The organism is Micromonospora sp. 050-3 (genome assembly GCF_046549335.1).
Classification (GTDB): Bacteria; Actinomycetota; Actinomycetes; order Mycobacteriales; family Micromonosporaceae; genus Micromonospora; species Micromonospora trifolii.
Genome location: NZ_JAJPVX010000001.1, coordinates 1393359 through 1416005, shown reverse-complemented (window position 1 = coordinate 1416005; position 22647 = coordinate 1393359). Strand labels below are relative to the sequence as shown.

Genomic DNA, 22647 nt, shown 5'->3' with positions numbered 1-22647 from the left:
CCGCGATGTCGGATGATGATCAACCTGCCGGCCACTAGCATCGGAACATGTCCGCGAGCGATCCCTGCGAGCTGCCGGCCGACCGCAAGCGCGGTTCGAACTTCGGCTGGTCTCTGGGCATGGTGCTGCGCCGCTGGCACGAGCGCGTCGAGGAGCTGCTGAAGGACCTGCCGCACGGCAGCCGGGGTTACCACATCCTGGCCGTCGTCGTGCACGAGGAGGTGCCCACGCAGGGTGCCCTGGCCGCCCGCCTGGCCATCGACCGCAGCGTACTGACCTACGTCATCGACGACCTGGCGAACGCCGGTCTCATCGAGCGCAGGCCCGACCCCCAGGACCGGCGGGCCCGACGGGTCGTGGCCACCGAACGCGGACGTCAGACGCTCGCCGAGGCCGAGCGGCGGGTCGCCCACGCCGAGGACCACGTACTGGGCGGGTTACCCGAGGAGCAACGCGAGGTCTTTCGCGACCTCGCCGCCCAGGCCGCCGAAGCGATCCACGCCGCCGCACCCGCCACGGACCCCTGCGTGGCGGTGCAGAGCGTCCTTCCGCCAGCCAACCAGACCGGCTGACCGTCCTCACCGGACGGCGGCGTCAGCGCTTGCGGCCCACCCCGCCGAAGGCGTCGATGTCGGCAGGCGTGTCGACCGCGTCGTCCGGCCGCCACTGCGGGCACGGCACGACGCCGGGCTCGACCAACTCCAGGCCGTCGAAGAAGCCGGCGATCTCGTCGGGAGAGCGCAGGGTGTACGGGGTCGCCCCGCTGTCGTTGTAGTCGTCCTGCGCCTGCTGCATCTCGGCGCTGATCAGGCTCGTGCCGTCGTTGAGCGAGAGGTAGCTGCCGCTCGGCAGCGCCGCCACCAACTGCCGGGTGACCGAGCGGGCCGCCTCGTAGTCGGGCACGTGACCCATGACGCCACTGAGAATGAGACCGATCGGCTGCGCGAAGTCCAGCGTCTTGCCGGCCTCGGCGATGACAGCGGCCGGGTCGTGCAGATCGCCGTCGATGTAAGCGGTCCTGCCCTCGGCCGTGCCCACCAGCAACGCGCGCGCGTGCACCAACACCAGCGGGTCGCTGTCGACGTAGACGATCCGCGCGTCCGGCGCGATCCGCTGGGCCACCTCGTGGGTGTTGTTGGCAGTCGGCAGCCCGGTGCCGACGTCGAGGAACTGGCGGATGCCCGCGTCGGCAGCGAGGAACATGATCGAGCGGACCAGAAACTGCCGGGAGGCCCGGGCCACGTCGACGACGCCGGGGAAGACCTGGCGGTACTGGTCCCCGGCCTCGCGGTCGACAGCGAAGTTGTCCTTGCCACCGAGCCAGTAGTTCCAGATCCGCGCCGAATGCGGCACCGACGTGTCGATCTTCTGCTGCACGTCAGCCTCACCAGCCTCGGGCCGGCCGGTCGTCGGCGATTCCATGGTCACGGCGAACCCCCCATGTCGAACGCGTAAGCGACGTCGTCGCGGGACGGCCCGGTCGAGGAAGTGGCCACCCGTGACCGTGCCACGGTATAGAAGGCCGAGGATTCACACCACCCGCGGCAATTCCACAGAAGACTGAGACTGCTTGACTCGCTCGCCATGCTGGAACCGTCCCTCGCGCGAGGGAGTGACGTCCCCTGTCAGCGGGGTCCCCGCACTGCCGGACGCCGGCAGGATCGGCGCATGACGACATCGACACGGATCGTCGGTCGGACCGTCCACGGCCTGACGTACGCAGTGCTCGGCTGGGCCGTGGCATACGGGGGCGTGCGTCTGGCCTGGACGGTCGGCGAGGCTCCGGAGTTCGGCCGGCTCGGGCTGGACCTGCTCGGCTTCACCGGCTGGTGGTCGGTGGCGTTGTGCGCGGCCGCCGGCGGGCTGGCGGTTGCCCTGGACCGGGTGACGACCTGGCGGCCGGCCCTTGCGGGGCTCGCCTGGACGGTCGCCGGAGCGCTGGTCGCGGCAGCCGCGATCCTGCTGCCGGAGCTGGTGGGCTTCCTGCTGTTCACCGTCGGCCCGTTCTTCGACCCGCTGGCGTTCGCCAGCCGGCTCTGCTGTGTCACCGGAGCGGCCCTGCTCGCTCTGGCCACCGCGCGCTATCAGCGGCGTACCCGGGGCGAGTGCCCAGACTGCTGCCGGACGGTCCGACCGGGCGCGCGACGCTCGGCACCCGCGCGGTGGGCGCGCTGGGCCGCGTACGCCGCTGTGGGTGGTCTCGTGACCCGCTTCGCGGCTCAGTTCGTGGTGGGATTCGACCGCGTCGACCAGAGCGCCTCCCTGCTCGGGTTGGAGATCGGCCTGGTGCTGGCCGGAGTGCTGTTGCCACTGGCGCTGGTGTACCACTGGGGTGAGGTCTGGCCGGGGTGGGTTCCGCTGCTCGCCGGCCGCACGATTCCTCGCCTGCTGCTGCTGGTGCCCGGCTTCGGGCTCGGCGCGGGCATCGTGGCCTACTTCGGCATGGGGATAGTGCAGGTGTCGTCGGGCTCGCACAGCGAGTTCTCCGACGCGTTCCTGTGGGTGGCGATGTCGGCGTACCTCGTCATGGGGGTGGGCCTGGTCATCACGTCCACCGACTACCACCTGCGCACTCGCAGGCAGTGCGGCACCTGCGACCGGTGACGGCACCCACTGGTTGTGGACCTGTCGCATTGACAGGATTCGTTGGACGAATTAGCTTTCTGGCATCAACACCTGGGAGCGCTCCCAATCCTTCCGCCGCTCACACCATCGCTGAACTCGCCGCAGACGAGCCCTCCCGAGGCGTGGAAGCCACCACCACTTCAGGAGGAGTTTCATGAAAAAAAGAGTGACAAACGCTGCCATGGTGTCGGCCGGCGCTGTCCTGCTGGCGTCGGCGGCGGTCGCCGTGGCGATGCCGGCGGGGGCCGCAGCCGCCGGCTGTTCGGTGAAGTACGGCGTGTCGTCGCAGTGGCAGGGCGGCTTCGGCGCCAACGTCACCATCACCAATCTCGGTGACGCGGTGACGAGTTGGACGCTGACCTGGAACTACAACGCCGGTCAGACCGTCACGCAGGCGTGGAACACGACGTTGACGCAGAGCGGCACCGCCGTCACCGCCAAGAACGTCAGCTACAACGGGGCCATCGCCACCAACGGGACTGCCTCATTCGGTTTCAACGGCTCGTGGACCGGCAGCAACCCCGATCCGACGACGTTCGCGTTGAACGGGGTGGGCTGCACCGGTGGCACCGAGCCGACCGACCCGCCCCCCACCACCACCCCGCCGCCGAACGGGCCGGCGGACATCACGGTCAACAGCGCGACCAGGTACCAGACGGTCGACGGGTTCGGGGCCGCGCAGTCGATCTGGGGCAGCGCCTGGTCGACGACGGACACGCAGACGTTGGTCGGGCTGGGCGCCAACCAGTTGGGGCTGTCAATCGTGCGGACCGGCCTGTCGCCGGAATCCAGCGAGTGGGCGACGCACGTGAACTCGTTGAAGACGGCGAAGTCGTACGGGTCCAACGTGAAGATCCTCGCCTCGCCCTGGACCGCGCCGGCCGCGTGGAAGACCAACAACAGCCGGGTCAACGGCGGCAAGCTGAAGACCGACTACTACGACGACTACGCCAACCATCTGAACAGCTACGTGCAGTACATGCGTGGCCAGGGCGTACCGATCGACGTCACCTCGGTGCAGAACGAGCCCGACTGGCACCCGGACTACGACTCGATGGACTGGAGCGGCACCGAGCTGCGCACCTTCGTCCGCGACCAGGGCACCAAGGTGCAGAGCACCAAGCTGATGGTGGCCGAGGCGGTGAACATGAACTACGGCTACACCGACCCGACCCTCAACGACGCGACCGCCCGCAACAACATCGGCTACGTCGGCGGACACCTCTACGGCACCGAGGAGTCGGGGCGGCTGCGGCCGTACTCCCTGGCCGAGCAGCACAACAAGCCGGTGTGGATGACCGAGTGGAACCTGCACGCCGCCGACGGCGGCGGCTCCAACATCTGGGGCAACCCCGCCAACGCGACGGTCTGGAACGAGACCCTCGATGACATCATGCGCACAGTGCACAAGTCGATGGAGGCCAACTGGAACGCCTACATCTGGTGGTATGGCAAGCGCTACTACTCCTTCATCGGTGACGGCGAGTCGGCGTTCGGCACCGTCGCGGGCGCTCCGCTCAAGCGCGGGTACGCCTTCTCGCAGTACGCGAAGTACGTCCGCCCCGGCTACCAGCGGGTCGCCCTGTCGAAGAGCTCGAAGGCCTCGCCGCTGGAGGTGACGGCCTACCAGGGGGACGGGAAGATCACCCTGGTGATCCTCAACCGCTCGAACAGCGCGGTCAACAACGCTGTGATCCAGGCCCCGCAGAACGTCAGCCGGGCCGAGCACTATCTCACCTCGCAGAACGCCAACGCGGCCAGCCAGCCGACCAGCGTGAACGGCGGTCAGGCCACCATCAACGTCGGCGCCCGCAGCATCTCCACGCTCGTCTTCACCCTCTGAACGGCCTGCTCGGCCTTGGGCCCGGTTGGCGTGGCGGGTGCCCCAGCCACACGCTGGGGCACCCGCCTGCCTGACGCCGCCGCCCGCCGCCCGCCGCCCGCCGCGACGGTGCACAGCCGGGACCGGAGCGTGTCCATCAGCCCGTAGGTGTTTACCGGGCCAACGATCGCTTCGACGGCGTCAATGACGAACGAGCCGCCGGTTTATGTCGGCCCGGCGGGGTAATTCTCGCCATGGCCTCTGACCCGGGGGACGTCTCCCGCCCCAACGCCGCTTCCGGGTCCGCCAGGGGCGTAGCAACGAAGGTTCGGCGTCGCGCTGGCGAGGCGGGACGGTTGCGGCTGCGGCTGTTCTCCGTCATCCTGCTCGTCGCCACTCAGTGCGGGCTCGCCGCGGCCCTCTCCTGGGGTGTGGCGCACCACGTCCTCGACCGCCCCCTGCCGATCTTCGCGCCCAGCGCGGCCGTCGGGACGATCGTCGCCGCCCTTGGACAGCGCGCTCGACGTACTGCCGAACTGATGCTCGGCGTGGGGGTCGGTCTGGCGGTCAGTGAAGTCCTGGTGCGTGTCATCGGCTTCGGGCTCTGGCAGATCGGCCTCGTGGTTGCGCTGGCCATCACCGTCGCCCTGCTGGCGAGCGGGCACAGCGGAGCGCTGGTTGCCCAGGCCGGCGGCACCGCCGTGCTGATCGCCACGTTCGCCCAGGCCGAACAGGGCCTCCAGTGGGCGCGGATCGTCGACGCCGCCGTCGGGGGCATCATCGCATTGGTGGTGGTCGCGATCCTGCTACCCATCAATCCGATGCGCATCCTCGAACGCGCCACCGCACCGGTCGTCGCGACCCTCTGCACGCAACTGCGGGAGGTTGCCTACGCACTGGCCGAGCGTGACCGGGGCCGGGCGACGCGCGCACTGGATCAGCTGAGTGCCATGGATCCTGACCTGGATCGTATGCACGAGGCCCTTGGCGGTGCCGAGGAGGTCACGGTGATTGCGCCAGCGCGCTGGCAACGCCGTCACGATGTCGAGCACTACCGGGCCGGCATCCCGCACATCGATCGGGTGAGTCTTGAAGCCCGCGAGCTGGCCCGGTGGGCGGTCACCACGCTGGAGTACGACGAACCGGTGCCGAAGGAACTCCCGGCAGCCCTGGAGAAGTTCGCCGAGGCGGTGCACCTGCTCAGGCGGGAGGCTCGGGCGGGTCGACCCTTCGACGAGACGTACGCGGCGGTGGTGGACGGCGCGCGACTGGCCGGCCGGGCCTATCGCAAGGGCAAGAAGCCGTTCTCCGACGCCATGGTGATCCAGCTACGCACGATGGCCAGCGACCTGCTCCGCGCGACGGGCTCCGAGCCGGAGACTGCGAACCGGATCGTGCGCGAGGCCAGCACGGTATAGATCGTCCGACGGGCGGTGTGCCTACTGGGCTACGGACGATGGCTGTCGAACCGGGGGCAGCGGACGCTGACAGATCTCGCGGGCCTCCTCGCGCGAAAGACCAAGCATCCGCAGCACGTCCTCGGTGACCTGGTCGGTGGCCGAGGCGTCGTCACGCTCGGGGTGGTCGTGCAGCAGTTGCCCAAGGCACAGCGCGGCGCCGGCCACGGTCACCATCGCCAGTTCCGGGTCGCGCACGCTGAACCGCCCCGCACGTACGCCGTCTTCGATGTCACGACGGGCTCGCGGCGCCAGGCCCTTATGCGATCCGACCAGGGTCAGGCCGGTGTTGAGCAGGACCTTGCTCAGCTCGGGTTGTCGACGGTGAAGACGTCCAGTCAGCCGGAAGCTCTGCGCGAACACGTGGGCCGGGTCGTCCAGGCCCACAGTCAACTCGTCGAGCAGGGCGCCGTAGCGATCGAGGGCGTCCTCGACCGCCGCCCCGATGAGCTGCTCTCGGCTGTCGAAGTGGTTGTAGAACGACCCCATCCCCACGTCGGCGGCCTGGGTGAGCTCGAGGATCGGAACGTTCGGCTTGCCCGCCGCGATGAAGGTCTGGGCGGCGCGGATGAGCGCCGATCGGGTGTGCGCCTTCCGCCGCTCCAGGCGGTTGGGGGCGTGCCTGGTCTGCTGCGCCATGCCTGCGTGCTCCTCTCCCGGGTCCGCCTGAGACCACCTTAACCCAGACGGAACTCAGCGTTGACGAAATCGTCACTCAGCCTTGACTGCCGCTACTCTCGTAAGTGACGATTTCGTCAACTTGAAGGGAGCGGGAAATGATCGAGCACCACGACCCGCACACCGGTCTGCACAGCGAGCAGGGCGCGCTGCCGGGCGAGCACCCCGGCAGGGCCCGAAACCCGGTCGTGAAGGTGCACGACCTCGCCTGGCTGGAGTTCGAGAAGCCTGATCTTGAGCGGGCTGAGTTGTTCGCCCGCGCCTTCGGCTTCACCACGGCACTGCGTACCGAGAACGAGGTGCACCTGCGGGGCACCGACCCCGGCTCGCCCTGCGTGCTCATCCGCCGGGGCCCGCGATCGCGGTTCAACGGCCCCGCGTTCCGGGCCGCCGCTCCGCAGGATGTGCTGCGACTCGCGGAGGCGACCGGCAGGACGATCAGCTCCCTGCCGGAGAGCCTGGGCGGGGTGGCGGTGGGCCTGGTCGACCCGAGCGGCACGCGGGTACGCGTGGTCGCGGACACGCACGAGCTTCCTGCGCTGCCCGCGCAGCAGCCGCAGACCGTCAACGTCGGACACGGCGTGGCGCGGGTGAACGCCACCCAGCGGCCACCGCGGGAGCCGGCCAGGGTGCAGCGGCTCGGTCACGTCGTGCTGCAGACGACCCGATACCTGGAGACGCTCAACTGGTATCTGGAGCACCTGGGCCTGATCGTCAGCGACTTCCTCTACCACCCGGGGCAGCGTGAGCGTGGCCCGGTGATGAGCTTCATCCGCTGCGACCGTGGCAGCACGGCCACCGACCACCACACGCTCGCCATGACGCTTGGCCCGGCCAACCGTTATGTGCACTCGGCCTACCAGGTCCCCGACCTCGACTCCCTGGCCGCCGGCGGGGAGCACCTACTCGACCGGGGTTACCAGCGGTCCTGGGGCATCGGCCGACACATCCAGGGCAGCCAGATCTTCGACTACTGGCGCGACCCGGACGACTTCCTGGTCGAGCACTTCACCGACGGCGACCTGTTCGACTGCACGCTCGAGCCGGGCTGGGCACCGATGAACGCCTCCGGGCTGGCCCAGTGGGGTCCGCCCGCCACAAAGGATTTCCTCGGCATGAGACCCGGCCGGGAATCGCTTCGCGAGCTGCGCGCTGTCGTCGGCGCGCTGCGCGAGGACAACGAATTCGACCTCCGCCGCCTGCGCGGCCTGATGAAAGCGTTCACCTCATGAACACCTCCGTCCTGCGCACCGCCGACGCCTGGTGGGTGCTCACTACCACCGGCGCCAGCAAGGTGCACACCAGCGCCATCACCACCGCAGAACTGCTGGCCGATCGGCAGGCGATCATCGCGGCCGCGACGAGCAGCGACACCGTTCCGGTGGACGACCTTGCCCTGCTCTCTCCCGTGACAACGCCCTGCCGCGTCGTCGCCCAGATGACGAATTTCGCCTCGCACGTCACGGACACCAACGGCAATCCCGAAACCGTCCCACTGACCTTTTTTCGCAAGACGTCGGGCTCGATCAGCGGTCCCTTCGCCGACGTGATCCGTCCCGCTCACGTGAAGCTGCTGGACTACGAGGTGGAGATCGGGCTGGTCATCGGCAGCGCAATGCCCGTCGGCACGACCGTCACCGAGGACACCCTCGCCGACTTCGTCGCGGGCCTCGTGGTCACCAACGACATCTCCGCACGGGACGTCCAGCTGCCGAAGACCCAGTTCTACGAGGCCAAGTCCTATCCGACGTTCACGCCGGTCGGCCCCGCGCTGGTGCTGCTCGACGCCGACGAGCTCAAGCGGTTCACCGACCTTCGACTGAAGCTGTGGGTCAACGGAGAGCTCCGGCAGAACATGACGGCGGCCGACATGATCTACCAGCCGGTCCAGGCACTACAGGCCCTGACCCGCTTTCAGCGACTCGACCCCGGCGATGTGCTGCTGACCGGCACGCCCGCCGGAACAGCTCTGAGCGCACCGCCGAAGCCGGTCGAGATCATCGCCTCGCTGCTGCCGCCCGCAGTGAAGTGGAAGTTGTTCTTCAAGGGCCAGGCCCGGAACCTCAGGTACCTCAAGGACGGCGACGTCGTCGAGGCGACCGTTGCCACTGACGACGGAGCGATCGATCTGGGTCGGCAGCGCACGGTCGTTAGGCACGCCAGATGACCGGACCCCTGCTGTGGCCGGACTACGCCACACCCGCCGACCTGGCCGCGATCGAAGCCGTGCCGCTGGAGGCGCGAGGGCTGCCCGAATCGACGTACGCGTTGCTGTCGCGGGCGGCGACACTCTGGCCGGACCGCGCGGCCATCACCGTCCTGCCGGACGCTGCCCGCTGGCGGGAGCCGCTTCGCCGGACCTTCGCCGAGCTCCTGGCCGACGTCCACCGGGTTGCGAACCTGTTCCACGACCTCGGGGTGCGGCGGAATGACGCGGTCGCCCTGATGTCGCCCAACTGCGCCGAGCTGGTCAGCGCGACGCTGGGCGCACAGCTCTCCGGGATCGCGGCGCCCCTGAGCAGCGGACTGTCACGACAGCACCTCGGCGAACTCCTCCGGTGTTCCGGTGCCCGCGTTCTGGTCACCGCCGGGCCCGAGCTCGCGTCGGACACGTGGGACACCGCACAGGCGCTCGCCCACGACGGCCTGCTCGACGCGATCCTCGTGCTGCGGCCCACCCGGGCTGCGGGCACTCCCCACCCGCTGCCGGCCCTCGGTGGCGTGCGGGTCGGCTACCTTGGCGAGCTTGCCGCAGGGAAGGACCCGTCCGCCTTCGGCGGTGAGCTGCCCCGATCAGCCGACCTTGCCGCGATGTTCCACACCGGTGGCACCACTGGCGCGCCGAAGCTGGCCGCGCATACGCAGGCGAACGAGGTCGCCGACGCGTGGATGCTGGCTGCCAGTTCCCTGTTCGACGAACGGAGGGTGGTCTTGGCGGCCCTCCCCCTGTTCCACGTGAACGCCCTCGTAGTCACCCTGCTGGCACCGCTGTTCAAGGGACAGACCGTGGTGTGGGCCGGTCCATCGGGCTACCGCGACCCCGCACTGATCGGCGATTTCTGGAAAATCGTCGAGCACTACCGGATCGCCGCCATGAGCGCGGTGCCCACCGTGTACGCCGTACTGGCGCAGGTCCCGATCGACGCCGACATCAGCAGCCTGCGATATCCGATGGTGGGGGCCTCACCGTTGCCCACTGCGGTCCGAGACAGCTTTCAGGCTCACACCGGGACAAGGCTTGTGGAGGGCTACGGGCTCACCGAGGCGACGTGCGCGAGCGCACGTACCTTCCCCGACGCCTCGCGGCCGGGCTCGGTCGGGCAGCGCCTGCCCTACCAGCGGGTGCGAGTGGTCGCCGTCGACGGCACCTGGGAAGACCAAGCCATCGGCTCGACCGGCGTGCTGGCGATCAGCGGCCCGACAACCTTCCCCGGCTACGTCACGAACCGTGACGAGAACGGCGTCGTTCTCGACGGGCTCGGCAAGCTCGTGGACGGCTGGCTGGAGACCGGGGACCTCGCGCGCGTCGACGAGGACGGCTTCGTCTACCTCGCCGGCCGGGCGAAGGACCTCATCATCCGCGGCGGCCACAACATCGACCCCGCGATCATCGAGGACACGCTGCTGACCCACCCGCAGGTCACCGCGGCCAGCGCGGTCGGGCGCCCCGACGTCCACGCCGGCGAGGTGCCCGTCGCCTACGTCACCCTCAAGCCCGGCGCCACCGTGACGGAAGACGACCTGCGCGACTGGACGGGCGACCGGGTGCCCGACCGCACCGCCGCGCCCAAGACCGTGACGATCCTCGACGAACTGCCCGTCACCGCCGTGGGCAAGCTGTACAAGCTCGCGCTGCGGAAGGACGCTGCCCGTGCGGAATTCCGTGCCGCGCTCGGCCAGATCGCCGGAGTTCAGGACATCGAGGCCGCGATCGAGGGGAGCTCCATCGTGGCCACTGTGAAAGTTCACCCCTCTGCCCAGGAAGAGGCCGTCACGGCGATCCTGGGTCGGTATGCCATTGAATGGCGATTGGTGGTTGTGTCATGACGCTCGCTGTGGCCATCCTCGCGGTGCTGCTCGCGCTGATCTTCTCTGCCCTCGGCACGGCCAAGATCCTGGCCCTGCAACCGATGCGCGCGCTGGCCGCGGAGGCCGGATTTTCGGTCGCGGCCTATCGCCGCATCGGCCTGCTCGAGGTCGCCGCGGTGATCGGGCTGCTCATCGGCCTGTTCCAACCGCTGATCGGCATGCTCGCCGGTGCGGCGCTGCTCCTCCTGCTCGGCGGAGCCCTGGTCGTGCACCTGCGCAAGGGAGACGGCCCGCGCAAGTACGGCCCTGCCGTCGTCTGCGGAGTCCTGGTCGCCGCCTACCTCATCCTTCGGGTCCTGGCCCCACAATGAGCGTCGTTCCGGTGGTGATCGTCGGCGCCGGCCCCACCGGGCTCACAGCCGCGACGCTGCTCGCCCAGCACGGAGTGGAGTGCCTGGTCCTCGACAGGTGGGAGTCGGTCTATCCCCTGCCCCGCGCCGTCGCCCTCGACGACGAGGTCAACCGCATCCTGGGCCGCCTCGGGCTCCGGGACGAGTTCGCCGCCATCGCCAGGCCACACCGGGGCCTTCGGCTCATCGACCGCAGGATGCGGGTGCTGGCCGAGTTCCAACGCGACGTCGCGCCGGGCCGGCACGGCTACCCCCAGGGGAGCATGTTCGACCAGCCGGAGCTGGAGGAGATCCTTCGCCGGAATCTCACGAAGTACCGCAGCGCCGCCCTGCGCGGCAGTACCGAGGTCACCGCACTGACCCAAGACGCTGACGGCGTGCGGCTCGACATCACCAACACGTCCACCGGCGAGCACCAGGTCGTCCGCGCGGCGTACGTCCTGGGTTGCGACGGCGCCAACAGTCTGACCAGGGCCGCGATCGGCGCCAGGATGCTGGACCTGGGGTTCACGCAACGCTGGCTCGTCGTCGATGTGGTCACCGAGGCCGAACTCGGCCAGTGGGAAGGCGTGCACCAGCTCTCCGACCCGGCCCGCGCCGGCACGTACATGCGGGTCCGGGAGACCCGCTACCGCTGGGAGTTCCGGCTAGCGGCCGGCGAGACCGCCGACGACTTCCGCGACATGACCCGGCTGCATCCATTGATCTCGCCGTGGACGGGGAACACCCCCGCCCGGGAGCTGAAGGTCGTCCGTGCGGCCGAATACACCTTCCGCGCGCAGGTCGCCGACCGGTGGCGCGACCGCCGGGTGTTCCTGCTCGGCGACGCCGCCCACCTCACCCCGCCGTTCATCGGCCAGGGCATGGGTGCCGGGCTGCGCGACGCGATGAACCTCGCCTGGAAACTCGCTGGCGTGCTCGACGGGTCCCTGCCCGAGACCGTGCTCGGCACCTACCAGATCGAGCGCAAGCACCACACCCGCGCCATGATCAGGCTGGCGAAGGTGATCGGCACCGCGATGACGGCCGGCGGCAGAGTGGGCGACCTCGTGCGCCGCGCGGTGGCGCCACGGCTGCATCTTGTGCCTGGCCTCACGGCCCTTGCTACGGACAGTGAGACACCCGCGCTGCGCCGGTCCGCTCTGGTACTGCGGCCACGTCTGCGCTGCACCCTCGTGGGTCGACTGTGCCCGAACGCCATCCTCGACGATGAGCGCCGCCTCGACGACGTGACCGCGGGGCGCTTCGCGATCGTCACGCGCACAGAGCCGCCCGCCGCCCTACGAGCCGACATCGAACGGCGCGGAGTGGTGTTCGTCAGTGCGCGACCCGGCAGCGCTCTACATCGATGGCTGAGCGACGGCCGCGCCCACGCGGCAATCGTCCGCCCGGACGGCACCGTCCTCAGTGCCGGCAGCGACCTGTCCGCGTTCCCCACCGTCCTGGCCGGCGTCACGGGAACCTGTCCCGCCCCATGACCACCACCGGCGGGCCGAACACCCACGAAGCACGCCGCTCGGGTGGATGAGCAGGTGGGCCTCGCCCGCCGACGTATACCGGCTTGCGACCGGCCCACTGTCCCGGGCCGGCCGCAACCTGTGTCGAGGAGGAATGGATCAGGGGCGACGGTCAGTGCCCGCCGTGGTACCGGCCTTCGACGTAGACGAGCGCGTCACCAACGGCCCGCTCGGCGCCGCTAGGGTGGTTGACCAGCGTGCCCTGAGCGGCCATGGCGGTAGAGCCGCCCCCATCGAGGTTGACCGCGTCAGACATGCCGAGTGCCTGGGCGACGGCGGCAGTCTCGTCCAGGGTGGTGCCAACGCTGGTGCTCTGGCGGCCGTCGATGGTCGCGAGCACGACCTTCCCGTCCCGGGTGGTGCCGGCGATGGTACGGGGGTTGCGGGCGAAGAAGCTGTCGGAGCCGCCGTCAGGCACGACGATCTGGCCGTTCGCCGTCAACGGGTAGCGCCCGTTCACGCCGAACAGTCCGGGCCGCAGGGCGAGCTTCCGCCCCCGCTGGTCGGTCAAGGTCGAGGTCAGGTCCAGGCATCCCCGACTGGCCACCGTGAGCAGAGCGCCGGCGTCCCGTCCGGTGGCCTGCAGCGAGGTCTGGCCCACGGCGAGGGTGGTGCCGCGGGTCGTCGCGGTCCGCACCACGCAGCCGAGGCGATTGAGGACGACCTCCACGCCGACGCCCGCCGGAGTGGCCGCGTCGAATTCGGGGGTGAACTGGACAACGTCGCCCGGTTCGGTGCACGCGCTCTGGTCGGCCGAAGCAGTACAGCCGGCAGGGACGACCGGTGGGTGGTTGATGAACTCCAGTGGCAGGACGGCGTGGGTCCGCCGGTTCCGTACGCTGCCCGACCAGGTCAGCTTTCCGGTGAGTGCGCGGTTGTTGTTGGCGTCGACGACGAAGTTGACTTCGCCGGGCTCGGTGGTGGGTTCACTGAGCAGCTTCCCGCCGTACAAGCCCAGGCCCACCGGGTCACCGGGGTAGAGCGGGCTGGCGGTGAAGGTGAAGAACGAGGCATTGACGCCCGCCAGGGCACCGGAGTCGCGAACGAGATCGGTGGTCTTTTCGACCTGGCCGAGGTTCGGGCCGTACGTCGCCTTCAGGTGCCCGCGTGCCCGACGCGGGTCGATGGTGAGCACGTTGACCACCCACGGGCCGCGACCGGTGGTGTTGATCTGGTCGGCCGGCGCGGGCTCGGTTCCGCGCACGATGTGGGTCAGGGTCACGCCGTCGGCCAGGACCCGGCTGGTGGTGACCTCCGTCAGGTCGGCGTCGCCGATCGGCAGGAGGTCACTGGCGGCGTCGGCGCGGGCACCCGGAACGACGCCAAGCGCCACCGCGGCCAGCGTGGCGGCAGCGAGCGCACCGGCGCGGCGTAATCCGGACAGGCCAGGAGTGGAAACAGTCATGCCCTGAGCCTTGCGAGCGAAGAGAAGCACGCATCGGACAGAACCTGACAGCTAGTCGAATTTCGGTGAAAGGACTTATAGGCCACCCGACCGGCGGATGCGGGATCAGCTGGCGCCCGGGGAGGCATTGGTGGCCGACGCCGGCGGCGCCGTGCTTTGCCGCACCACGAGCTTGGGGATGACCAGCGGCAGACGCTGCGGCACCGTGTCGTCGATGGCCTGGGTGACGGCCGTGATGGCCCGTCGACCGACCGCGTCGAAATCCTGCTGGATCGTCGTCAACGGCGGGATGAGGAAGGGCGCCTCGGGGACGTCGTCGAAGCCGACGACGGAGACGTCGTGTGGCACCCTCCGCCCACGCTCATGCAGCGCGCGCAGCACGCCGATGGCCATCTGGTCGTTGGCGGCGAACACCGCTGTGGTTCCGCGCATCGCACCGATCCGCAGCCCGGCGGCGTAGCCGCTGTGCGCTCTCCAGTCGCCCTCGACCGGCTCCGGCGGGCGTAGGCCAGCGGCAATCATCGCCTGACGCCAACCTTCGAGGCGGGCGCGGGCCTCCGCCCAGTTGAGCGGGCCGCTCACGTGCACGATCTCTCGATGCCCGAGGTCGAGGAGGTGGTCGGTGGCCATCCGGGCGCCGAGCACCTGGTCGACGCCGACGGTCACGCTGGCCCGGGACAGATCGCCCTCCACGACGACGAAGGGGACACTCGAGCGCGTCATCCGCACCGCCTCGAGGGCCTCGTCGTTGCCGGCGATCATCACGACGCCCTCCACCCCGACGCGCATGAGGTGCTCGGTGGCGTCGCTGAGCGCCCGTACCGTCACCTCGGACAGGCTCACCGAGGTGGCGAAGTAGCCGGCGGCGCGGGCGGCGTCCTCGACGCTGCGATGAATGCTCGTCGGACCGAACAACGTCCTGGCCGTGCCGATGATGCCGATCATCCCGGACCGTCCGCGCACCAGCGCGCGGGCGGCCGTGTTGGGGCGGTAGTCGAGTCGTCGGATGGCCTCGAGGACCCGCTCCCGCGTCTCGCGCCTGATGCTGGGCGCCCCGTTGATGACCCGGGACACCGTCTGGTGTGACACGCCCGCCAGGCGAGCGACGTCGGCCATCACCGGTGGCCGGTCGGCCGCTGTCACAGCGGACTTTGCGTGAACTCGCACTGGCGGGCCGTCCGTTCTTCCATGGAATCAGTTCCTCGTGGGCAGCGTCCGTTCGGGGCCGTCAGTGTGAGTGACGGGGCACCGCGCTGCCGCTGCCACCGACGAGAAAGTCGAGGTCCGCACCGCTGTCCGCCTGGAGGACGTGCTCGCTGTAGAGCCGTACCCAACCCCGGTCGGCCACCGGCTTCGGAGGCTGCCAGGTGGTGCGGCGCTGCGCCAGTTCCGCATCGTCGACCAGGAGGTCCAGTCGGCGCGTCGAGACGTCGACGGCGACCAGGTCGCCGGTGCGCACCAGCGCGAGAGGGCCACCCACTGACGCCTCCGGTGCCACGTGCAGGATGCAGGTGCCGTAGCCGGTGCCGCTCATCCGCGCGTCGGAGATCCGCACCATGTCCGTGATGCCGTCGGCGAGCAACCGTCGTGGCATGGGCACGTTGCCCACCTCCGGGAAGCCGGGGTAGCCCCGTGGTCCGGCGTTGCGGACGACGATCACAGTGTCGGGGGTGACGTCGAGGTCCGGGTCGTCGGCGGCGACGACGTACTCCTCGATCCGGTCGAAGACGAGCGCCGGGCCGGTGTGCGTGAGGAGGTGGGCGGAGGCGGCGGAGACCTTCAACACCGCCCCGGACGGCGCGAGCGAGCCGCGCAGCACCACGGTGCCCGAGCCGACGGGCTGGAACGGCTCCTCCATGGTGCCGATGACGTCCCGGTTCCAGCACTGGGCGCCGTCGACATTGTCCGCCACGCTCCTGCCGCTGACGGTGACGTGGTCCCTGTGCAGCAGAGGGCCGAGTTCCTTCATCACCACCGGCAGGCCGCCCGCGTAGGCGAAGTCCTCCATCAGGTACGCCCCGGACGGCATGAGGTTGACGAGCATGGGCACGTCGGCGGTGAGAGTGTCGAAGTCCTCCAGCGACAGGGGGACGCCGAGGCGTCCCGCGATCGCGAGCAGGTGTACGACAGCGTTGGTGGAGCCGCCGATCGCGGCGTTGACCCGGATGGCGTTCTCGAACGCCTGCCTGGTGAGCACCGACGACAGCCGTTGGTCCTGTTCGACCATGGCGACGATCCGACGCCCGGCAGCGTGCGCGAGCGCGTACCGCCGGGAGTCGACCGCCGGCACGGCGGCCGCCCCCGGCAGCTGCACGCCCAGCGCCTCGGTCACACAGGCCATCGTGGAGGCCGTACCCATTGTCATGCAGTGGCCGCGGCTGCGGGACATGCCGACTTCCGCCTCGGAGCAGTCGGCAGCTGTCATCCGGCCGGCCCGCATCTCCTCGGTGAAGCGCCAGACGACGGTGCCCGAGCCGATGTCCTGGCCGCGGAACTTGCCGTTGAGCATCGGGCCGCCGGTCAGCATCAGGGTCGGCAGGTCGACGCTCGCCGCTCCCATCAGCAGGCCGGGGGTGGTCTTGTCACAGCCGGACAGCAGCACCACCCCGTCGAGCGGGTTGGCGCGGACCGACTCCTCCAGCTCCATCGCCAGCAGGTTGCGGTAGAGCATGGTCGTGGGCCGCATCAGCGGCTCGCCCAGGCTCATCGCCGGGAACTCCAGCGGCAGGCCCCCGCTCTCCCACACGCCCCGCTTCACCGACTCGGCCAGGTCGCGCAGGTGGGCGTTGCAGGGTGTCAGCTCCGACCAGGTGGTGGCGATGCCGATCACCGGGCGACCGTCGAAGACGTCGTCCGCGAACCCCTGGTTGCGCATCCAGGACCGATGGATGAACCCGTTGCGGCCTTCCGCACCGAACCACTCCCCGCTGCGCAGCGGTCGATTCGTCGTCGACATCAGCACACCTCTCTGTCATCCGTTCGGCCGCGTCCTGTGCGGCGATCAATGCGCGTGTGGTGGATTGGCTGGTGGCGCCGGCGCGACCTACCGCAGACCTCCGACGGAGAGGCCGCCGCGCCAGTGTCGTTGGAGGCTGAAGAACGCGATGATCAGTGGGATCACGGACACCAGGGAACCCAGGATGATGAGGCTCCACAGCGACGTGCCTCCCGAGTTGTTCGCGGACGCGATGCCCTGCCAGAGGCCGAGGCCGACGGTGACCGGGAAGAGCCGGTTGTCGGAGAGCATGGCCAACGGCAGGAAGTAGTTGTTCCAGGACGCCACTGCTGACAGGAGCAGCACGGTGACCACAGCGGGACGCATCAACGGAAGCGCGATCTGAAGAAACGTCCGCACCTCCCCCGCGCCGTCGACCCGCGCCGCGTCCAGGAGTTCGTCGGGCACCGCGTCGCGCGCGTACACGTGCATCAGGTAGACGCCGAACGGGTTGAGCAGGGACGGGAGGATCACCGCCCAGACCGTGTTGGTCAGGCCGAGCCGGGAGAACATGATGAAGGTCGGGATGACCAGTGCGGTGGCGGGCACCATCAGCGCGCCGAGCACGACGGCGAAGCTGAAGCGTCGGGCGGCGAACCGGTACTTGGCGAATCCGTAGCCGGCCATCACCGCCAGGACCGTGGCGCCGACTCCGCCGGCGATGGCGTACAGCGTGGAGTTGAGCATCCACCGCAGATAGATGCCGCCGTCATAGGTGAAGAGCTGCCGGAGGTTCCCGAGGTAGTCGATCTGGTCGGTGAACCAGAGGGTGTTGCCGCCGCCGAACAGGCCCGGCGCGTCCTTGGAGCTGTTGACGATGACCCACCAGAACGGTACGAGGAAGTAGATCACCAGGAAGCCGAGGAGGATCTGAAGAGGGAGAAAGCGCTGCGGTCGGCGGGCGCCGGCGCGGACGCTGGTGTGGTCGGTCATCAGAGGAAGCTCCTCCGCTTGCGGGTGAAGAACAGGAAGGCGTACACGCAGATGAACACGATCCCGCCGAGGGCGAAGGAGATCGCGGACCCGTAGTTGAAGTTGGCGAGCGAGAAGGCCTGTTGGTACGCGTACATGTTCGGGGTGAAGTCCGAGCCGATCGTGCCCGCGGCGAGGTATCGCAGGATCTGCGGTTCGTTGAAGAACTGCAGGGTGCCGATGAGCGAGAAGACCAGGATGAGGATCAGGGCGGGCGCGATCAGGGGGATCTTGATCCGCGTCGCGATCTGCCACCGGCCGGCGCCGTCCATCCGGGCCGCCTCGTAGAGCGTCGGGTCGACACCCTGCAACGCCGCGTACAAAATGATCATGTAGTAGCCGGCCCACTGCCAGGTCACGACGTTGAGCAGCCCGTAGAAGATCAGGTCGCTGCTCAGGAAGTCGGGTGCGGTGGCGCCGAACAGCCCGAAGATGTCGGTGAGCGGGCCGAAGCCCTTGCTGTAGAGGAACCCCCACATCACGGCCCCGATGACGGTGGGGATCGCGTACGGAAGAAAGATCATGAGGCGGGAGAAGCGAGCGAACAGGGTGGTCACCGAGTCCAGGATCAGGGCCAACGCGAGCGCGATGATGATCTGCAGCGGGATCGAGACCAGCGAGAAGCGGATGACGAACCACGCCCCGGACAGGAAGCTCGGGTCGGTGAACGCCTTCACGTAGTTGTCGAAGAGAACGAAGCTGGTGCCGCCGATCAGCTTCTTCTGGAAGAGGCTGAGGTACAGCGCGTACCCCAGCGGTGCGATGAGGAACGCCAGGAACACGATCCCGAACGGCCCGACGAAGAGCCACCCCATCAGGTGTTCGCGGAGGTGCACCTTGCCACGGATCTTGCGCGTCTCGGGCTGAGGACGCGGTGCGCGCTTCTCGGTCAGGAGTGTCATCTTGGTCTCCGGGACGTGGACGCTGAGGGGGGCGGGTGGGCCGGCCGGCCAGTGTCGGCGCGGCCCACCCATCCGGTCACTGAACGGTGAAGCCTTGTTCCTTGGCGTACTTCGCCACGTCCTCCTGGAGCCGGTCGGCAGCCTGCGAACCGGTGACGGAGCCCTTGATGATCTCGCTGACCTGTTTGGTCATGGCGTCGAGGTAGTACTGACCGAAGGGGGCGTACGCGACGCCCTTGTAGGCCTCGGCGGCGGGAAGGTAGACCTCCTTGTTCGCCTGCTGGCCGTTGAAGAACGCCACCTTCAGGTCGACGAACGCGGGGTCCTTGAGCGCCGTGAGGTTCAGCGGGAAGATGATCTGGTTGGTCCAGCCGTCGGTGAGCGACTCCTTGTCGGCGTAGAGCCCGTAGGCGACCTTCGCGGCCAGCTCCGGCTTCTTCGCCTGCTTGGTCACCGAGAAGGCCGACCCACCCCAGTTGACCTGCACCGGGTTGGCCGGATCCCACTGCGGCAGCGGCGCCACAGCGAACTTGCCGGTGTCCTGCCCCTTACCGACGCCGGCGCCGGTGAGGTAGCCGGGCGCCCAGGCCGCCGAGATGTACGTCGCGTAGTTACCGTTGATCACGCCGGAGATGTACTCCGGGGTGAACTGGTCCTGCGTACCGACAAGGCCCTTCTTGGCGAGGCCGCCCCAGTAGTCCAGCACGTCCTTGGACGCCTGGTCGTTGAGCTTCACCCCGATCGCCTTCGGCTGCGCCGGGTCGTAGGTGAAGGGCGCGGCGCCCTTCTGGATCTGCAGCGCCATGGTGAGCGCCGAGACGTTCGCGCCGAGGTCCCCGAAGAGCGGGCCGCCGGCGTCCTTGACCTTCTGGGCGGCCTGCTCGTACTCGGCCCAGGTCTTCGGCGGCGTGATCTTGTACTTGTCGAAGATGTCCTTGCGGTAGATCATCGCCGCCGGTCCGCCGTCGACCGGGACGCCGTAGACCTTGTCGCCGACCGACACGTCCTTCCAGGCGCCCTCGCCGTAGTTGGCCTTGACCGCGTCGTAGCCGTACTGCTTGATGTCGACGAGCGCGCCCTGGATCTGGAAGGTCGGGATCCGGTCCGCCTCGACCATGATCACGTCAGGCGCGCCGGTGCCCGCCGAGATGGCGGTCTGGAACTTGTCGTACTCGTCGCTGCCCTGGCCGACGTTGGTCCAGCAGACCTGCACGTCGTCGTGCTGCTTGTTGAAGTTGTCGACGACGAGTTGCGTGTTGGGGTACCAGCCCCACATCGTCACGACCGGCAGGTCCTTCTTGGTGATGGTGTTCGTGCAATTGCTCGCGTCGCTGCCGCCCTCGTCGGAGGAGCAGGCGACGAGGCCGGTCCCCGCCGCGAGCATGGCTACCGTGGCGAGTATTCGTCTTCTCTTCATTGAGATGGTTCCCTTCGGCGATGGCGGTGCACTGCATCCATGCGCTGGCGGGCGCCACCGGGGGCAGGAAGCCCTGCTTCCGGTGGCGTCGCCGGCGGAGGCTCCTAGCGCTTGAACAGACGGGGCGCCAGGTCGATGAGGTTCTTCTGCCACACGTCCCAGCCGTGCGGCCCGGGGGTGACCCCGTCGAACTCGTAGCGGATACCGAGGTTGTTCAACGTGGTCAGCGACGCCATGAAGCTCGGGTACACGAAGTCGGTCTGGTCACCGACGTAGAGGCGCAGCATCTTCGTGCCGTTGTTGATCGCCGCCACGTCGACGCCGGTGCCGCTGCCGAACCCGGCCGAGAACGCGGCGACGTAGGCGAACTCGCCCGGGTAGGCCCGCAGCACCCCGAACGCCTGCCCGCCGCCCATCGACAGGCCGGCGAGGGCCTGCTGCGACGGATCGCTGGAGATGTTGTAGCGGGCACGGGCCGTCGGAACGATGTTCTCCCGCAACTCGCTGTTGAAGTTCGACGAGTTGCCGTTGCCCATCACGACGACCATCGGCGTGAGGTCGCCGTCGAGGAACTGATGGTCGAGGATCTGCTTGGCGCGGCCCATCTCGACCCAGTCCGTGTAGTTCTGACCGCCGCCGTGCTGGAGGTAGAGGACGGGGTACGGCTGCGTCCGGTTCGGGTCGTACCCGGGTGGGGTCCATACCAGCGCGGTCCGGTCCTGGCCGGCCACCGTGCTGGGATAGGTCATGCTCTCGACCTTCCCGCCACGACCGGCGGGTACGTCCGACAGCAGTCGGGCACCCGGCCCGGGGATGAAGAAGGTGCTCCACATCGGCTCGGTGGTGACAGTCGTCGGGTTGGAGGCGTCCTTGACCGCGACCCGGTCCACGATCAGCCGGTAGTAGTAGAACCAGGGCTTCAGTGGGCCCACTGTCGCGCGCCACCGGTCACCGTCGCGGGTCAGTGGCAGTCGCAGCCAGCTGCCGCCCGGCGCGACGTTCGCCCAGACCGTGACGTGCTGGGCGTCCTTGAAGTCGGTGGTGGTCTCGAAGGTGACGAACCCGTCCTCGGTGACGAAGGGCGTCGGGGTGGTGCCGGCCGGCGGCGGGGTGAACTCCCGCTTGAGCGGCTGGTGACCGGGGCTCGGCCCGTGGTCGGCCACGTGCCGGAACAACCGCGGCGCGAAGTCGACGAGGTTCTCCTGCCAGGTGGTCCAGGTCGCGCCGCCGTCGGGGTTGACCCCGTCGAACTCGAACCGCACGTCGGCTCGGTCCAACGCCTTCGTCAGCCGGTAGGTGGTGTTGTACGCGGGATCGGTGACGTTGCCTGTGTACAGGCGCAGCAGCTTGACGCCGCGGTTGATCGCCTTGGCGTCCTTGCGGTCGATCGCCGGCGCCGACGTGCCCGAGAACGAGCCGACGTAGCCGAACTGACCCGGCTTGGTGAGCGCGGCCCGCAGCGCGTCCGTCGCGCCGTCGGACACCCCCGCGATCGCCTGGTGCTCCGGCTCGCGAAGGACCCGGTACGTGTCAGCCACCGCCTTGCGGAGGTCCTTCAATCCCTTGTCGTCCGTGCCGTCGACATCGTTGATCACCACCACCATCGGCCGGATGGCGCCCACGGCCGAGAGGTTGTCGAGGATCTGCTTGGACCGACCGAGGTCGAGCCAGTCGGTGGCGGCCACGCCGTCACCCGACTGGAGGAAGAGCGCCGGGTACCCCGTCGGGCCCTTGGCCGCGTAACCCGGTGGCGTCCAGACCAGGGCGGAGCGCTGCGCGTTCCTGGTCCGATAGGTCAGCGTATCGATCTTTCCGCCGGTGCCGGCCGGCGCGTCGACCAGCCACCGTGCCGAGTCACCCGCGACGAGGAAGGTGCTCAGCAGCGGGTTGGACGCGACACCTGTGCTGTTCGTCGGGTCTTTGATGGTCAAGGTGTCGTCAGCGGTGAGCTGGTAGTTGTAGAGCCCGGGCTCCAGCGCGCCGAGAACACCCGACCACACGTCACCTCGACGGGTCAGACCGAACTCCGCCCAGCTGGCCGACGGCCCGAAGTTTCCCTCGACGACGACCTGCGAGACGGTGCCCAGGTTCTCCTGAACGTACGCCGCCGGGACGGCGAAGGTGGCGTAGCGGTCCGCGGAAACGTTCAACCACGGCGTGTCCGCGGCAGCCGGTTGCGGCGCGATGAGCGCCGCCGCTGTGGCGATGACCCCGGCGGTGAACGCCGCCGAGAGCCGCCGGCGTACGCCCAGACGGCGTAAGCGCCCATGATACTGTTCGGTAGTCACACTCCACTCCTTTCAAGGTGCCGGCAGCGGATGCGACCCGACTGACCGGCTCAACTCAACTGTGGATCTCGCCGTGTGTGCTGCGTGCACCTCCTTCAGGCTGCTGCCACGGGCACACCTGACCTGATCG

The 22647-nt window shown here is 69.0% G+C and carries 18 protein-coding genes; 9 read left to right on the top strand and 9 right to left on the bottom strand.

Annotated features, from left to right (window positions below):
• Positions 1 to 47 precede the first annotated feature (47 nt).
• Complete coding sequence (locus ACLJOK_RS06535) at positions 48 to 572, top strand: MarR family winged helix-turn-helix transcriptional regulator (RefSeq protein ID WP_410816836.1); 525 nt, start codon at positions 48 to 50, stop codon at positions 570 to 572.
• A gap of 22 nt (positions 573 to 594) precedes the next feature.
• Here the strand turns inward: ACLJOK_RS06535 and ACLJOK_RS06530 are convergent, their stop codons facing one another.
• Positions 595 to 1422, bottom strand: a complete 828-nt coding sequence (locus ACLJOK_RS06530) for an SAM-dependent methyltransferase (RefSeq protein ID WP_410819278.1) — start codon at positions 1420 to 1422, stop codon at positions 595 to 597.
• 246 nt (positions 1423 to 1668) lie between these two features.
• On the opposite strand from ACLJOK_RS06530, the gene ACLJOK_RS06525 reads away from it, so the two are divergent.
• From ACLJOK_RS06525 to ACLJOK_RS06515, 3 genes are all read left to right on the top strand, one after another.
• Positions 1669 to 2604 carry a hypothetical protein gene (locus tag ACLJOK_RS06525; protein ID WP_410816834.1) on the top strand — a complete coding sequence of 312 codons (936 nt, stop codon included), beginning with the start codon at positions 1669 to 1671 and terminating at the stop codon, positions 2602 to 2604.
• 175 nt (positions 2605 to 2779) lie between these two features.
• Entirely contained in the window at positions 2780 to 4468 is a 1689-nt protein-coding gene (locus tag ACLJOK_RS06520; protein ID WP_410816833.1) for a cellulose binding domain-containing protein, read from the top strand.
• Between the two features lie 335 nt (positions 4469 to 4803).
• Positions 4804 to 5865 carry an FUSC family protein gene (locus tag ACLJOK_RS06515; protein ID WP_410816832.1) on the top strand — a complete coding sequence of 354 codons (1062 nt, stop codon included), beginning with the start codon at positions 4804 to 4806 and terminating at the stop codon, positions 5863 to 5865.
• 21 nt (positions 5866 to 5886) lie between these two features.
• Here the strand turns inward: ACLJOK_RS06515 and ACLJOK_RS06510 are convergent, their stop codons facing one another.
• Entirely contained in the window at positions 5887 to 6543 is a 657-nt protein-coding gene (locus tag ACLJOK_RS06510) for a TetR/AcrR family transcriptional regulator (protein ID WP_410816830.1), read from the bottom strand.
• A 137-nt stretch (positions 6544 to 6680) separates the two neighbouring features.
• Between ACLJOK_RS06510 and ACLJOK_RS06505 the strand changes: the two genes are divergently transcribed.
• Genes ACLJOK_RS06505 through ACLJOK_RS06485 form a run of 5 tightly spaced genes read left to right on the top strand, consistent with a single transcriptional unit; the run spans position 6681 to position 12499 of the window.
• Positions 6681 to 7814 carry a VOC family protein gene (locus tag ACLJOK_RS06505; protein WP_410816828.1) on the top strand — a complete coding sequence of 378 codons (1134 nt, stop codon included), beginning with the start codon at positions 6681 to 6683 and terminating at the stop codon, positions 7812 to 7814.
• The gene (locus ACLJOK_RS06500) at positions 7811 to 8749 is read left to right on the top strand and encodes a fumarylacetoacetate hydrolase family protein (protein ID WP_410816826.1); all 939 of its coding nucleotides are present in this window, start codon (positions 7811 to 7813) and stop codon (positions 8747 to 8749) included. Before ACLJOK_RS06505 ends, ACLJOK_RS06500 begins: the two co-directional genes overlap by 4 nt.
• On the top strand, positions 8746 to 10629 hold the full coding sequence (locus ACLJOK_RS06495) for an acyl-CoA synthetase (protein ID WP_410816824.1): 1884 nt from the start codon (positions 8746 to 8748) through the stop codon (positions 10627 to 10629). The genes ACLJOK_RS06500 and ACLJOK_RS06495 overlap by 4 nt, the downstream gene beginning before the upstream one ends.
• Positions 10626 to 10982, top strand: a complete 357-nt coding sequence (locus tag ACLJOK_RS06490; RefSeq protein ID WP_410816822.1) for a DoxX family protein — start codon at positions 10626 to 10628, stop codon at positions 10980 to 10982. Before ACLJOK_RS06495 ends, ACLJOK_RS06490 begins: the two co-directional genes overlap by 4 nt.
• On the top strand, positions 10979 to 12499 hold the full coding sequence (locus tag ACLJOK_RS06485; protein WP_410816820.1) for a bifunctional 3-(3-hydroxy-phenyl)propionate/3-hydroxycinnamic acid hydroxylase: 1521 nt from the start codon (positions 10979 to 10981) through the stop codon (positions 12497 to 12499). Before ACLJOK_RS06490 ends, ACLJOK_RS06485 begins: the two co-directional genes overlap by 4 nt.
• 151 nt (positions 12500 to 12650) lie before the next feature.
• Here ACLJOK_RS06485 and ACLJOK_RS06480 read toward each other — a convergent pair whose 3' ends face one another.
• The 7 genes from ACLJOK_RS06480 to ACLJOK_RS06450 all read right to left on the bottom strand — a co-directional run bounded on the left by ACLJOK_RS06480 (position 12651) and on the right by ACLJOK_RS06450 (position 22517).
• Positions 12651 to 13943: a phosphodiester glycosidase family protein gene (locus tag ACLJOK_RS06480; RefSeq protein WP_410816818.1), complete on the bottom strand. Its 1293-nt coding sequence runs from the start codon at positions 13941 to 13943 to the stop codon at positions 12651 to 12653.
• A 105-nt stretch (positions 13944 to 14048) separates the two neighbouring features.
• A complete protein-coding gene (locus ACLJOK_RS06475) occupies positions 14049 to 15059 on the bottom strand; it encodes a LacI family DNA-binding transcriptional regulator (protein ID WP_410819276.1) in 1011 nt (336 codons plus the stop codon).
• Between the two features lie 112 nt (positions 15060 to 15171).
• The gene (locus ACLJOK_RS06470; protein WP_410816816.1) at positions 15172 to 16899 is read right to left on the bottom strand and encodes an IlvD/Edd family dehydratase; all 1728 of its coding nucleotides are present in this window, start codon (positions 16897 to 16899) and stop codon (positions 15172 to 15174) included.
• A gap of 87 nt (positions 16900 to 16986) precedes the next feature.
• On the bottom strand, positions 16987 to 17871 hold the full coding sequence (locus ACLJOK_RS06465) for a carbohydrate ABC transporter permease (RefSeq protein ID WP_410816815.1): 885 nt from the start codon (positions 17869 to 17871) through the stop codon (positions 16987 to 16989).
• Positions 17871 to 18812, bottom strand: coding sequence for a carbohydrate ABC transporter permease (locus ACLJOK_RS06460; protein ID WP_410816814.1), 942 nt, complete (start codon positions 18810 to 18812; stop codon positions 17871 to 17873). Before ACLJOK_RS06460 ends, ACLJOK_RS06465 begins: the two co-directional genes overlap by 1 nt.
• A gap of 76 nt (positions 18813 to 18888) precedes the next feature.
• Complete coding sequence (locus ACLJOK_RS06455; RefSeq protein WP_410816812.1) at positions 18889 to 20229, bottom strand: ABC transporter substrate-binding protein; 1341 nt, start codon at positions 20227 to 20229, stop codon at positions 18889 to 18891.
• A gap of 104 nt (positions 20230 to 20333) precedes the next feature.
• Positions 20334 to 22517: an alpha/beta hydrolase gene (locus ACLJOK_RS06450; RefSeq protein ID WP_410816810.1), complete on the bottom strand. Its 2184-nt coding sequence runs from the start codon at positions 22515 to 22517 to the stop codon at positions 20334 to 20336.
• Between the last annotated feature and the right edge of the window lie 130 nt (positions 22518 to 22647).

Bases quoted from the DNA above. Each gene is read 5' to 3' on its own strand.
- ACLJOK_RS06535 (WP_410816836.1), top strand. From the start codon at position 48: ATGTCCGCGAGCGATCCCTGCGAGCTGCCGGCCGACCGCAAGCGCGGT.
- ACLJOK_RS06530 (WP_410819278.1), bottom strand. From the start codon at position 1,422: ATGGAATCGCCGACGACCGGCCGGCCCGAGGCTGGTGAGGCTGACGTG.
- ACLJOK_RS06525 (WP_410816834.1), top strand. From the start codon at position 1,669: ATGACGACATCGACACGGATCGTCGGTCGGACCGTCCACGGCCTGACG.
- ACLJOK_RS06520 (WP_410816833.1), top strand. From the start codon at position 2,780: ATGAAAAAAAGAGTGACAAACGCTGCCATGGTGTCGGCCGGCGCTGTC.
- ACLJOK_RS06510 (WP_410816830.1), bottom strand. From the start codon at position 6,543: ATGGCGCAGCAGACCAGGCACGCCCCCAACCGCCTGGAGCGGCGGAAG.
- ACLJOK_RS06505 (WP_410816828.1), top strand. From the start codon at position 6,681: ATGATCGAGCACCACGACCCGCACACCGGTCTGCACAGCGAGCAGGGC.
- ACLJOK_RS06500 (WP_410816826.1), top strand. From the start codon at position 7,811: ATGAACACCTCCGTCCTGCGCACCGCCGACGCCTGGTGGGTGCTCACT.
- ACLJOK_RS06495 (WP_410816824.1), top strand. From the start codon at position 8,746: ATGACCGGACCCCTGCTGTGGCCGGACTACGCCACACCCGCCGACCTG.
- ACLJOK_RS06490 (WP_410816822.1), top strand. From the start codon at position 10,626: ATGACGCTCGCTGTGGCCATCCTCGCGGTGCTGCTCGCGCTGATCTTC.
- ACLJOK_RS06485 (WP_410816820.1), top strand. From the start codon at position 10,979: ATGAGCGTCGTTCCGGTGGTGATCGTCGGCGCCGGCCCCACCGGGCTC.
- ACLJOK_RS06480 (WP_410816818.1), bottom strand. From the start codon at position 13,943: ATGACTGTTTCCACTCCTGGCCTGTCCGGATTACGCCGCGCCGGTGCG.
- ACLJOK_RS06475 (WP_410819276.1), bottom strand. From the start codon at position 15,059: ATGGCCGACGTCGCTCGCCTGGCGGGCGTGTCACACCAGACGGTGTCC.
- ACLJOK_RS06470 (WP_410816816.1), bottom strand. From the start codon at position 16,899: ATGTCGACGACGAATCGACCGCTGCGCAGCGGGGAGTGGTTCGGTGCG.
- ACLJOK_RS06465 (WP_410816815.1), bottom strand. From the start codon at position 17,871: ATGACCGACCACACCAGCGTCCGCGCCGGCGCCCGCCGACCGCAGCGC.
- ACLJOK_RS06460 (WP_410816814.1), bottom strand. From the start codon at position 18,812: ATGACACTCCTGACCGAGAAGCGCGCACCGCGTCCTCAGCCCGAGACG.
- ACLJOK_RS06455 (WP_410816812.1), bottom strand. From the start codon at position 20,229: ATGAAGAGAAGACGAATACTCGCCACGGTAGCCATGCTCGCGGCGGGG.